This is a genomic window from Methanoculleus caldifontis, from assembly GCF_032842345.1.
Taxonomy (GTDB): Archaea; Halobacteriota; Methanomicrobia; order Methanomicrobiales; family Methanoculleaceae; genus Methanoculleus; species Methanoculleus caldifontis.
This window is the reverse complement of sequence record NZ_WBKO01000001.1, coordinates 1,386,004-1,398,344: the sequence shown is the minus strand read 5'-3', so window position 1 is coordinate 1,398,344 and position 12,341 is coordinate 1,386,004. Positions and strand designations below refer to the sequence as shown.

Annotated in this window: 11 protein-coding genes; 9 read left to right on the top strand and 2 right to left on the bottom strand. The window is 64.2% G+C overall.

Annotation, left to right across the window (positions count from 1 at the left end):
• Positions 1 to 103 precede the first annotated feature (103 nt).
• From F8E02_RS07055 to purB, 4 genes are all read left to right on the top strand, one after another.
• Positions 104 to 352, top strand: a complete 249-nt coding sequence (locus tag F8E02_RS07055; protein WP_317064785.1) for a DUF5654 family protein — start codon at positions 104 to 106, stop codon at positions 350 to 352.
• Positions 353 to 413: 61 nt separating this feature from the next.
• Positions 414 to 1,472 (top strand): magnesium/cobalt transporter CorA, encoded by a 1,059-nt coding sequence (corA, locus tag F8E02_RS07050; protein ID WP_317064784.1) that lies wholly within the window; start codon positions 414 to 416, stop codon positions 1,470 to 1,472.
• Between the two features lie 138 nt (positions 1,473 to 1,610).
• Entirely contained in the window at positions 1,611 to 2,645 is a 1,035-nt protein-coding gene (locus F8E02_RS07045; RefSeq protein ID WP_317064783.1) for a mechanosensitive ion channel family protein, read from the top strand.
• Between the two features lie 214 nt (positions 2,646 to 2,859).
• Positions 2,860 to 4,200, top strand: a complete 1,341-nt coding sequence (gene purB, locus F8E02_RS07040) for an adenylosuccinate lyase (protein WP_317064782.1) — start codon at positions 2,860 to 2,862, stop codon at positions 4,198 to 4,200.
• Positions 4,201 to 4,245: 45 nt separating this feature from the next.
• Here the strand turns inward: purB and F8E02_RS07035 are convergent, their stop codons facing one another.
• Both F8E02_RS07035 and F8E02_RS07030 read right to left on the bottom strand, forming a co-directional pair.
• Complete coding sequence (locus tag F8E02_RS07035; protein WP_317064781.1) at positions 4,246 to 4,521, bottom strand: winged helix-turn-helix domain-containing protein; 276 nt, start codon at positions 4,519 to 4,521, stop codon at positions 4,246 to 4,248.
• Positions 4,518 to 5,168 carry a hypothetical protein gene (locus tag F8E02_RS07030; protein WP_317064780.1) on the bottom strand — a complete coding sequence of 217 codons (651 nt, stop codon included), beginning with the start codon at positions 5,166 to 5,168 and terminating at the stop codon, positions 4,518 to 4,520. The genes F8E02_RS07035 and F8E02_RS07030 overlap by 4 nt, the downstream gene beginning before the upstream one ends.
• A gap of 396 nt (positions 5,169 to 5,564) precedes the next feature.
• On the opposite strand from F8E02_RS07030, the gene F8E02_RS07025 reads away from it, so the two are divergent.
• Genes F8E02_RS07025 through F8E02_RS07005 form a run of 5 tightly spaced genes read left to right on the top strand, consistent with a single transcriptional unit; the run spans position 5,565 to position 12,338 of the window.
• Positions 5,565 to 6,563, top strand: coding sequence for an asparagine synthase C-terminal domain-containing protein (locus F8E02_RS07025; RefSeq protein ID WP_317064779.1), 999 nt, complete (start codon positions 5,565 to 5,567; stop codon positions 6,561 to 6,563).
• A complete protein-coding gene (gene gatC / locus F8E02_RS07020) occupies positions 6,553 to 6,822 on the top strand; it encodes an Asp-tRNA(Asn)/Glu-tRNA(Gln) amidotransferase subunit GatC (protein WP_317064778.1) in 270 nt (89 codons plus the stop codon). The genes F8E02_RS07025 and gatC overlap by 11 nt, the downstream gene beginning before the upstream one ends.
• Complete coding sequence (gene gatA, locus F8E02_RS07015) at positions 6,823 to 8,124, top strand: Asp-tRNA(Asn)/Glu-tRNA(Gln) amidotransferase subunit GatA (protein ID WP_317064777.1); 1,302 nt, start codon at positions 6,823 to 6,825, stop codon at positions 8,122 to 8,124.
• Entirely contained in the window at positions 8,121 to 9,536 is a 1,416-nt protein-coding gene (gatB, locus tag F8E02_RS07010) for an Asp-tRNA(Asn)/Glu-tRNA(Gln) amidotransferase subunit GatB (RefSeq protein WP_317064776.1), read from the top strand. The genes gatA and gatB overlap by 4 nt, the downstream gene beginning before the upstream one ends.
• Before the next feature lie 6 nt (positions 9,537 to 9,542).
• Positions 9,543 to 12,338 carry a DNA topoisomerase I gene (locus F8E02_RS07005; RefSeq protein ID WP_317064775.1) on the top strand — a complete coding sequence of 932 codons (2,796 nt, stop codon included), beginning with the start codon at positions 9,543 to 9,545 and terminating at the stop codon, positions 12,336 to 12,338.
• Positions 12,339 to 12,341: the final 3 nt, after the last annotated feature.

Here is a 12,341-nt window from a genome sequence, read left to right as displayed (position 1 = left end):
CAGGATGCAGAATATTCCCCTGATCTCCTGAAGGGGCGCTGGGAGCGGCCCTTGCCGAAAGTATTATGGCATCAACCGCATACTCCCCGCCCGAGGAAACCATATGTCCTTCAAGACCGAGGTCATTGAAAAGATTGCAGCCCTCATCACAGCCGCATTCGGCCTGGTCGCCGCTCTCGCATGGAACGGGGCCATCCAGGAACTCTTCGCGCTCCTCTTCGGTGATCAGAGTACGCTCGTTGCAATGTTTGTGTACGCTATCGTCGTGACAATCGTCGCGGTGATCGCGGTGATCCTGATCGGCCGCGCCGCAGCAAAGGCGAAGAGAGAGGATGAGGTAGCAGCGCGGTGAACCTGCACCACCCCCCGCATTTTTGGCAACTTCTTTCGAACCGACCCGTACCTGATCCCCGATGAGCCGGCGCGACGACCAGACGGCGGGGCGGGATGCCGACCCGGCGAGGCTGATTCATCCCGGCACTCCCGGTCTACGGCCGGTCACCGTCACGATCCTCGAATACGACACCTCGCACCTCCGGGAGCGAAGCGTTACCCGGCGTGGGGAGATCCCGGCTCCCGCTCTCCCCCCGGCAGTCACCTGGATCGCCGTCGACGGCATCCACGATGCCGGGGTCATCCGGTCGATCGGGGACATCGTCGGGATCCATCCCCTGACGCTCGAAGATATCTCGAACAACCACCAGCGACCAAAGATCGAGGATTACGGCGACTACCTCTACCTCGCGGTCAGGATGCTCTCGGCCGACGGCATCGGGGGGTTCCGGAGCGAACAGGTCAGCCTTGTGCTCGGGAAGGGCTACGTCATATCCTTCCAGGAAGAGCCGGGCGACGCCTTCGAGCGCATCAGAGAGCGTCTGCGTGCCGGGGCCGGGCGGCTCCGGAGCGAGGGGGCGGACTACCTCTTCTACGCCCTGCTGGATGCGATCGTCGACGGTTATTTCGCCGTGATCGAGGTGTTCGGGGAACGCATCGAGGCGGTCGAGGAGGAGGTTGTCGCAGACCCCGACCAGGAAACCCTGCAGGCGATCTATGTCCTGAAACGATCCCTGATCGCCCTCCGCCGGTCGGTCTGGCCGCTCCGCGACGTGGTGGCGGAACTGGAGCGGGGCGAGTCGTCCCTGGTCCGGGAGCCGACGCTCGTCTACCTCCGTGACGTCTACGACCACACCATCGAGGTCGCCGAGACCGTAGAGACCTACCGCGAAACGATGTCGGGAACCCTCGACGTCTATCTCTCAAGCCAGAGCAGCAGGATGAACGAGATCATGAAGATCCTCACGATCATCGCCACCATCTTCATCCCGCTCACCTTCATCGCCGGGGTCTATGGCATGAACTTTGCATACATGCCGGAACTCAGGCACCCCTGGGGCTACCCGGCAGCGATCGCCTCGATGGTTGCCGTCGCGGGGACGATGCTCCTCTATTTCAAGAAGAAGGGGTGGATCTGATCGAGAAGAGCGATAGAGCGCCGGCATCGGCCTCCGCCTGTGACCGGGATACCATTATATCGCTCCGCGTCGAGACCCGCGCAACCTTGCCGCAGGCAGAAGCGGGCCACATGGACCACCGGCGGCAGGATGTGGAGCATGCAGGTGAACCGACAGCCCCCGGAGGAGCAGGAAGAGAAGCGCGCGACGCTGAGGACTGTCGCCGTCATCGTGAGCTCCGCCACCGCCACAGTCATATTCTTGCTCATGGCGCTTGCCTACCCGGACATCTACCTCGAGCGCATCTTTTATACGTCCCTCACGATCAGCCTCGTCTACCTCCTCTTCCTCATCCTCGAGTCCCTCACTATCCGACGCATCCGGGACGAGCGGGAGCGCTATTCGTTCAGGAGAACGGTATCGTTCCTGAAGATCGTCGTTGTCGGGGTCATTCTCCTCCGTGTCTGGATCGATACCAACTACATCTTCGTCGCCTATGGAATTGTCGGCGCTGGGGTCGCCATCGCGCTCCAGGACCTCTTCAAAAACTTCGTCGGCGGGATCCTGATAATCCTCTCCCGCACCTACCAGATCGGGGATCGCATCGAGATCAGCGAGACCATGGGCGACGTGATCGATATCGGGATTCTCACGACAAGGCTCCTCGAGATTCACGCCCGCGACGTGAAAGGAGACCAGGCGACAGGCAGGATCGCCATCGTCCCGAACGGGGAGATACTATCGTCGCGAGTCTTCAACTACACGATGGACCATACCTTTGTCTGGGACGAGATCTCCATCCCCATCACCTACGGGTCGGACTGGCAGCGGGCCGTCTCTCTCTTCCTCGATATCGTTCGCCGGGAGACTGCGGTGACAGTCAGACAGGCCGAGTGGGAGATCGAGAGGATCGGCGAGCGTTACTACCTGCCGAAGAGGGACGTGGAGCCCTCCATCTACCTGACCCTCACCGACAATTGGATCACCTTCAATATCAGGTACGTGTCCGAAGTCCGGAGGAAGCGGGCCGTAAAAGACGAACTCTCCCGCAAACTCCTGGTTGCGATCGAAGCGGCCGACGATATCATCATCGCCACCGAGAATATCATTGTTTATGAGGGCGGGCCGATCAAGGTGCATGACCGGCCCGACAGTGATGGCGGATACCACGACGGCACCTTCAAGAGCGGGTGATCTCCTCGCGTATACGCTCTTCGACGCCACTCTGACCGGATATCCCGCCATCCTCGATGCGGCCCGACGACCGGGTGAAAGATCCCCTAAGCGACCGGAGGAGGACGGTTCAAGCGCGGCACCGCCGGACCCGGCGACAATAGCGTCGCCTCGCAGGGACCCTCCCGCAGGCCACGCCTCTTTTTTAACGCGGCAGGGCAAACAGGTACCGACTATGGCAATCCATCCCATCGACTACCGGTACGGCACACCGGAGATGCGCGCCGTCTGGAGCGAAGAGAACCGGTTCCGGGCGATCGTCACGGCCGAAGTGGCGCTGGCCCGGGCCGAGGCGGTGCACGGGATGATCCCCCGCGAGGACGCGGAGACGATCGCATCCTGCGCGCCGGAGGCCCGCCTAGAGCGGGCAAAGGAGATCGAGGCCGAGATCAACCACGACATGATGGCGGTCGTCAAGGCCGTCACCGAGGTCTGCGGCGACTCGGGGCGGTGGATCCACTACGGGGCGACCTCGAACGACATCCTGGATACGGCGACCGCCCTGCAGGTCCGCGAGAGCCTCGCGCTCATCGAGGAGAAACTGGGCAGGCTCCTCTGTGTCCTTCTCGCCCGGAGCGCCGAGACGAAGACCCTCGTCTGCGCCGGCCGCACCCACGGGCAGATCGGTGTGCCCACCACCTACGGGCTGCGGTTCGCGATCTGGGCAAGCGAGGTCTCCCGGCACATCGAGCGGCTCCGCCAGATGCGCCCGCGGGTCGTCGTCGGGCAGCTTACCGGTGCCGTAGGCACCCAGGCAGCCCTCGGCGAAGCAGGGATCGCTATCCAGGAGACGATGATGGAGTTCCTCGGGATCCGGCCGGTGGACGTCTCGAACCAGATCATATCGCGGGACCGCTACGCGGAGTACTTCATGTTCCTTGCAAACGTCGCGACCACGCTCGACAAGATCGGGCTCGAACTCCGGCTGATGCAGCGCTCCGAGATCGGGGAGCTCGCGGAGGCGTTCGGGAAGAAGCAGGTCGGCTCGAGCACGATGCCCCACAAGAGGAACCCGATCAAGAGCGAGCAGGTCTGCGGGCTTGCCCGGATCGTCCGGTCCGCGGTCGAACCGGCGCTGCAGAACAACGTCCTCTGGGACGAGCGCGACCTGACGAACTCCTCGCCCGAGCGGGTGCTCTTCCCCGAGGCCTCGGTCCTCGCCGACCACATCCTGAAGGTGATGATCGGCGTGATGGAGGGGCTCGAGTTCAACCAGGAGAATATCCGGAAGAACCTGATGCTCCTCCGCGGGGTGAACCTCGCCGAGTCGGTGATGATCGAACTGACGAAGCGGGGCATGAACCGGCAGGAAGCCCACGAAGTGATGCGGACGACGAGCATGCAGGCCCTCGCCGAGGACCGGAACCTTGCCGAGGTGCTCGGCGAGCGACCGGAGGTCACGGCGTTCGTCACCCGCGAGGAACTCGAAGCCCTCCTCGACCCTGACGCCTACATCGGAACGGCGGTCCTGCAGGTGGAGCGCCTGATCGAGAAACTCAGGCCGTTCTGCCCATAAACAGGTTCCGGGCGGGATACGCCGCCGCGTCCCGCCCGGCGACCCTCATAGTTTAAACCGGGGAGCGGTATCGAAGAGTTTCCGGTACAGCGAGCCGAAGAGCGCGATATACTCCCCGGCCTTCTCGGTGGAGACGTACCGGGTCTTATCCCCCTCGGCCACTCCGACGAGATACCCTTTTTCCACGAGAAACCCGATGTACTCCTGGCCGGTCTTTGAGTTCAGGTCACACCGGTTGATGATGCCGGTAAACGACTGCGGCGTCCTGCAGAAGACCAGGATCTCCCAGTAGATCTCAAATGCCGTCCTGCGTCCGCTCATCCCCGACCCCGCTCCAGCGTCTCGTTCAGGAGAGCCTCGGACGCTTCGATCTCGTCTATCCGTTCGTCCCAGACCTTTGCAAACCGGGAGAAGTAGTACGAAGAGGCAAGGCTGACGAGGGCAACCCCGAGCGTGAGGAGCATGAAGGGGATGACCAGGTAACTGTTCAGGGTGAAGACGACACCGTCTGTCGAGACGGAGAGATACTCAAGGCTGCCGACGATCCCGAGAGCAAAGAAACAGCAGCCGCCAAGCGTGCAGACCAGGATCATGGTGTGGATGGTTGCACGGTTGTCGCGGTAGTGGGAGAGCATCCTCACGATGAGGCGGGTGAGGTCCTCGTCCCGGATCTCTCCTCCTTCCCCGTCCAGATCGTCCTTGATCGCCTCGACGCCTTCAAAGATCCTGAGACCGGTGAGGATCCAGCCGAGCCCCAGAAGGGTGGCGACAAGCGCAACAAACAGGATCACCGGCGAATAGATCACGTATAGCGCGGTGGAGAAGGTCTCGTACATGGATACCGCCTGCCCGACGATCACGCTGATACCGAACGCCATCGCAAGTGCGGCAAAGACGAGGTTTGCGACTGCGACAAGGCAGAAGTGCCGGATCTCGCTTCTGAACCGGAAGAGTGCTGATTCGTGCATGATGGTGTTTCACCGGTCTATCTCTCTATTTGCGTCCTGCAAATAAAGAGCATGAAACAAAGATACGTAGCGGAGTTGAAATGAACATCCGGCACCGGAGCTGAATACCTGAGCTCATGGTCTCACCGGCTGCCCGCCCCCACCGGAGACGTCCACGGGATCCTTCACCGGTGTCACGCTCCGCCGGCGGCGCCGCTTCCCGCCGGGACCGCTATCGCCCGCCGGGCGGGCGCAAAGCCGGCTAAAAGCGTCCGATCAGCCCGCATTTCGTGCCGGACGCTGCACGTATATTTATAGTTCAGAAATGCAAACACTGAACCTGATCCGTTTTTTGGGCGGCCGCAGTACCCGGCTGTCCCATGGCAGTAACCCGCCGGATTGCAGGACGCGCTCAAGATGAACCTGAGAGGCTGGATAGAACGTGATGGGGTGCGGCTTTCGCCGGCCGAGGCGGAGCGGATGCTCTCCGAGGAGCCGCAGGCTCTCGCCCGGTGCGGCGGGGAGTTCCTGCTCGCCCATGACGACTGCATCGCCCGCGACGCTTTCGGGATCATGCCCGGTCCGGTCCCGCCGGGAACAGTCTTTTGCAGCGGCCGGGAGGTGGCTCGCATAGCTCCCGACCCGGCCCCCTGCAGCCTTGAGGAGGCGATCGTCACCGCGGTAGGTCTCCGGAGCGACGAGGGAGTGACGGCGTTCTCCGGTGGCGTGGACTCGGGCCTTGTCGCCGCGCTCGCCCGCCTTCCCTGCGTGACGGTGGGGATCGAGGGATCGCACGACGCCCGGTGGGCCGCCGCGGCCGCCCGGACGATGGGGCTTGACCTCACGATCGTCTCCCCGACCGAAGAGGAGATCGCCGAGGCCCTCACACAGGTGGTCCGGGTCATCCCCGACCCGACGAACCCGGTCGAGGCCTCGATTGCGACGACCATGTACTTCGCCGCCGCCTGGGCGGGGGAGCAGGGGCACACCCGGATCCTCGCCGGGCAGGGAGCCGACGAACTCTTCGGCGGCTACGCCCGCTACCTCTCGTCCCCGGACCTCGCGGCGGAGCTCGAGCGGGACTTTGCGGACCTCGGCCGCCAGGGGACGCGGGACCAGGCGGTGGCGGCGCTCCACGGCACGTACCTCTCGATGCCGTATCTCGACGTCAGGGTGGTGCGCGCCGCGCGATCGATCCCGGCCGCCGAGAGAGTGCGCGGCGGGGTGCGGAAGTACCCCCTGCGGATGGTTGCACAGGAATATATTCCCGCCGAAATCGCACGGGCGGAGAAGAAAGCAATGCAGTACGGGAGCGGAATATGGCGGACAATACAGCACCTCTCTCGTAAAAACGGTTATAAAAAGTCGGTACAAGGGTACTTAACGGAGATCAGTAGGGCTGAACATGGTAACTGAGAGCGATATTGAGCATATAGCAGAGCTTGCGGATATCGGCATATCGAAAGACGAGGTGCCGGAGTTCACCACCCAGTTCAACGCGATCCTCGACTACTTCGACGTCCTCGACGCCGTAGAGGGCGAAAGCGCCCCGGCGGCGGGGATCACGAATGTCTTCCGCGAGGACGAGCCCCGCCCCTGCCTCTCGCAGGAGGAGGCTCTCGCAAACGCGGGATCTACCGAGGACGGGTTCATCAAGGCGCCGAGGGTGATGTGAGTGGCAGGGAGCCTCGATTTCACACCGGACGACCGGTGCAACGCGTTCATCACCACCTGCAGAGAAGCGCCGTTCTCCGACGGCGCGCTTGCCGGCGTCGCCGTCGCGGTCAAGGACAACATCTCAACGGCGGGCATACAGACCACCTGCGGGTCCCGTATCCTCGAGGGTTACATCCCGCCCTACGACGCCCATGTCGTCGAACTCCTCAGGAAAGAGGGGGCCGCGATCGTCGGCAAGACCAACATGGACGAGTTCGGCATGGGCACCACCACCGAGACAAGCGCGTTCGGCCCTACCAGGAACCCGGCGGACCCGTCAAGGGTCCCCGGCGGGTCGTCCGGCGGGAGCGCTGCCGCGGTCGCCGCGGGCCTCGTCCCGATGGCGCTCGGAACCGATACCGGCGGCTCCATCCGGTGCCCGGCGGCGTTCTGCGGGATCGTGGGGCTCAAACCCACCTACGGCCGGGTCTCCCGCTACGGACTCATCGCGTATGCAAACTCTCTTGAGCAGATCGGGCCGATGGCACGGACGGTGGAGGATGTTTCAAGGCTGATGTCGGCGATCGCGCGGTATGACCCCCGCGACTCGACGATGCTTGATAAGCCCTACGACCACCGGCCCTCTGCCGATATCGCAGGCCTGCGGGTCGGGGTGCCGGAGGAGTACTTCGGCGAAGGCGTCGACCCCCGCGTCGCGGAGACGGTCCGAAACGCCATCGGCGTCCTCGAAGATCTCGGCGCCACCACGGTCCCGGTGAGCATCCCCGGCATGCGCTACGCTCTTGCCGCCTACTACGTCATCTGCACGAGCGAAGCCTCCTCGAACCTCGCCCGGTTCGACGGCGTCCGCTACGGCCCGGCTGTCGACACCAGGAAGTCCTGGCACGAGGCATACCAGGACCTGCGGCTGGAGTTGTTCGGGCCTGAGGTCCGGCGCCGGATCATGCTCGGCACCTTCGCCCTCTCGGCCGGTTACGCCGGCAGGTACTACGCGAAGGCCCAGGTGGCCCGCCGGAACATCCGGCAGGACTTCGAGCGGGCCTTCCGCGAGGTCGATATCATCGCCGGCCCGACGATGCCGACGGTCGCCTTCCGCCTCGGCGAGAAGACCGACCCGCTCTCGATGTATCTCTCCGACATCCTCACGGTACCGGCGAACCTCGCCGGGATCCCGGCGATATCCGTCCCGTGCGGCAGGGTTGACGGGCTCCCCGTGGGCCTCCAGTTGATGGGAAGAGAGTTTGAGGACGAGCGTGTCGTCGATGCTGCCTACGCCTACGAACAGGGGGTGAAGGCATGAAGACGATCGTGGGACTTGAGATCCACGTCCAGCTCGCGACGGCGACGAAACTCTTCTGCGGGTGCTCGACGGACTACCGCGACGACGAGCCCAACACCCACTGCTGCCCCGTCTGCCTCGGCCTCCCCGGAGCACTGCCGCGCATGAACAGAAAGGCGGTCGAGTACGGACTTCGCGTCGCAAAAGCCCTCGATATGAAGGTGCCGGAGGAGTCGGAGTTCGCCCGGAAGAACTACTTCTACCCCGACCTCCCGAAAGCCTACCAGATCACCCAGTACGACAAACCGCTCGCGGTCGAAGGGACCGTCGAGATCGAGGACGACGAGGGGCACGAGAAGATCGTCCGGATCACCCGGGTACACCTCGAGGAGGACCCCGGAAGGCTCGTCCACGTCGCCGGTGCCGCGAAGTACTCGCTCGTCGATTATAACCGGTCGGGCATCCCGCTCCTTGAGATCGTCACCGAGCCCGATATGCGGTCCCCGCAGGAGGCCCGCCGGTTCCTGAACAAACTCAGGACGATCCTCGAGTACCTCGGCGTCTTCGACGGCGACCGGGAGGGCTCTCTCCGCGTGGACGCGAACATCTCGCTTGAGGGCTCACAGCGGGTCGAGGTCAAGAACATCTCCTCCTACAAGGGCGTCGAGAAGGCCCTCACCTTCGAGGTGACCCGGCAGAAGAACCTGCTCAGGCGCGGGCAGAAGGTGACGAGAGAGACCCGGCACTTCATGGAAGGGCGCGGGATCACCACCTCCGCCCGCGGCAAGGAGGAGGAGCACGACTACCGCTACTTCCCCGAGCCCGATCTCCGACCGCTCAGGGTCGCCGGATGGGTCGCGGAGATCGATCTCCCCGAACTGCCCGTCGCACGGAAGAACCGGTTCACGGCGCAGTACGGCATCTCGCTCAACCACGCCCGGACCCTGACCGGCGACCTGAAACTCGCGGACTTCTATGAGGAGGTCGCTCACGTCGACCCCGCCCTCGCCGCGACCTGGGTGGCCGACACCCTTCTTGGGGAGCTCAACTACCGCGACATGAGCATCGCCGCCGTCCCGGCCGACCGCTTCATGGAGCTTCTCGCGCTCCTCAGGGCGGACACCATCACCGATAAAGCCGGCGTCCAGGTGCTGCGGGAGATGCTCGACGCCTGCGCGGCTGGCAGCCCCTGCGAGAAGCCTGCAGATATCGTGAAGCGCGAGGGCCTCGGCAAGGCCGCGGGGGACGAGTTCTCCGGCATCGTCGAGAAGGTCGTCGCCGCAAACCCCCAGGCAGTCGAAGATTACCGGGCCGGCAAGAAGGGAGCCCTGAACTTCATCGTGGGGCAGGTGATGAAAGAGACGCGCGGCAGGGCGGACCCGCGGGAACTCGGGCGAATAGTATCCGAATGTATCGATACATCCGGGGTGTAATCCGCAGTGCATCTGATCATCGCAGAGAAGAACATCTCGGCAAACCGGATAGCGCAGATCCTCGCCGGCAACGAGAAGGTGAGGGCGTCGAAGGATGGGAACGTATCCGCCTACTCCTTCGACACGAAGACCGTGGTCGGCCTCAAGGGACACGTGGTGGAGGTGGACTTCGAGCCCGGCTACACGAACTGGCGGAGCGAAGTCCACACCCCGCGGAGCCTCATCGACGCGGGCACCATCAAGAAGCCGACCGAGAAGAAGATCGTCGGCCTCATCCAGAAACTCTCGAAGAAGGCTGAACTCGTCACGATCGCCACCGATTTTGATACCGAGGGAGAACTGATCGGGAAAGAGGCCTACGAGCTCGTCCGTGCCGTGAACCCCACGGTCCGGATCAACCGGGCCCGGTTCTCGGCGATCACCCCCCCAGAGATCCGCTCGGCCTTCGAGAATCTGGCCGAGCTCGACTTCGCGCTTGCCGCCGCCGGCGAGGCCCGGCAGGCGGTCGACCTGATGTGGGGGGCGTCGCTGACCCGTTTCATCAGCCTCGCGGCACGCCGGGGCGGCAAGAACATCCTCTCCGTCGGGAGGGTTCAGAGCCCGACGCTCGCCATGATCGTCGAGCGCGAGCGCGAGATCGAGAGCTTCGTCCCCCAGACCTACTGGATGCTCTCGCTTGCCACCGAGAAGGACGGCATGCCGGTGGAGGCGCGGCATACCGCCGGGCGGTTCACCGACCACGACGCGGCTCTCGCCGCGGAGGTGGGGACAAAAGAGCCGCTCGTCGTCACGGACGTCAAGGAGGGGCAGAAGACCGACCGGGCGCCGACACCGTTCGACACCACGACCTTCATCGTCGCGGCGAGCCGCCTGGGCCTCTCGGCGGCGAACGCGATGCGGATCGCCGAAGACCTCTACATGAACGGGTACATTTCCTACCCGAGGACCGACAACACGGTCTACCCGAAGTCCCTGAACCTGAACGGGATCCTCGATACGCTCAAGGGAGGTGTCTTCGACGCGGACGTCACCTGGGTGCAGAAGAACCGGCGACCGGTCCCGACCCGCGGCAAGAAGGAGAGCACCGACCACCCGCCGATCCACCCGGCGGGTGCCGCGACCCGCGAGGCCCTCGGCCCGGACCGGTGGAAGGTCTACGAACTCGTTGTTCGGCGGTTCCTCGCGACCCTCTCTCCCGACGCGACCTGGACGACGACGAAGTGCCTCTTCGACGCGTCGGGCCAGCCCTACACCGCAACGGGCGGGCGGCTCATATCCTCAGGATGGCGCCGGATCTACCCCTACTCGGAGGCGAAGGAGAACGTCCTCCCGGCCTTCGTCCCGGGCGAGAAGCTGCCGATCAAGAACGTGAACCTCGAGGAGAAGCAGACCCAGCCGCCGGCACGCTACTCCCAGAGCCGGCTCATCCAGGTGATGGAGGAGCTCGGCCTCGGCACGAAGAGCACCCGGCACGAGGTGATCGGCAAACTCATCTCCCGCCGCTACGTGGAGGGGAACCCGCTCCGCCCGACGCTCGTCGGGAGAGCCGTCATAGACGCGCTCGACAACCACGCGGAGACGATCACCGAGCCCGAGATGACCCGGACGCTTGAGGAGCACATGCAGCTCATCAAGCAGAGCCAGCGCTCCCGCGACGATGTTATCGCCGAGTCCCGTGAGATGCTCCATCGGGTCTTTGACGGACTCGAAGCGCACGAGAAGGAGATCGGCGAGGAGATCATGGAGCAGACCGCGGAGGAGCACACCGTCGGCCCCTGCCCCGTCTGCGGTCAGGATCTCCGGATCCGGCACATCGGCGTCTCGCAGTTCATCGGGTGCACCGGCTACCCGGAGTGCCGGTTCAACATCAGCCTGCCCGGCAGCACCTGGGGCAAGGCTATCCGGACAGAAGAGGTCTGCGAGAAACACGGGCTCGCCCACGTCCGCCTGATCCGGAAGGGGTCTCCCCCGTGGACGATCGGCTGCCCGCTCTGCAGCCACATCGCCTCGAACGTCGAGGCGCTCCGGATGATGCCCTCGATGACCGACGACCTGATGCAACGCCTGCACGCGCACCACATCTATACCGTCTCCGAGATCGCGGGCATGCAGCCCCGCGAACTGGCGAAAGCCGCCGGCGTCGATGCGGGCGAGGCCGCGCGGCTCACAGATGAGGCGGAAGGTGCCCTCGAGATCCTCCGGCGCCGCTCGGAACTCCGGAAGTTCGTCAGAAAGGTTGTCCCGCCGAGGAAGGGCCGCAGCCACGCGAAGATCATCAGGAGTCTTCTCGACCAGGGGGTCGGGGATATCCGCGCGCTCGCGCGGGCAGAGCCTGCGGTAGTGAAGAAGGCAGGCATCGGCGATGCCGGAGCGGCGGAGCTCCTGGGAGCTGCCAGAGGGCTCTGCAACGAGCGCGCCCTTCGGGAAGCCGGCGTCCCCGCGGTCAGCCTGAAGAAGTACCAGGCGGGGGGCGTCGGGAGCCCCGACGACTTCTGCTACCTCCCCATTCCTTACCTCGCAAGCAAAACCGGCATTAATCCAGAGACCGTACATAAACATGTGGATTTGGTCTGCAGGCACCTCGGCCGTCCCGTCCCGGAGAAGATCACAAGAGCAGCTCTCGAACGCGGGCGAAAAGAACTCCTGGAAGTCCCCGGCATCGGAGAAGCGACCGTGGACCGGCTCTACCTTGCAGGCATCTACGACGCCGCGACACTTCGTGAGGCCGACCCGGAGAAGGTCGCCTCAATCACCGGCATCGCAAGGGCCAGACTCCACGACTACATCAGCCACCTGAAGTGACAC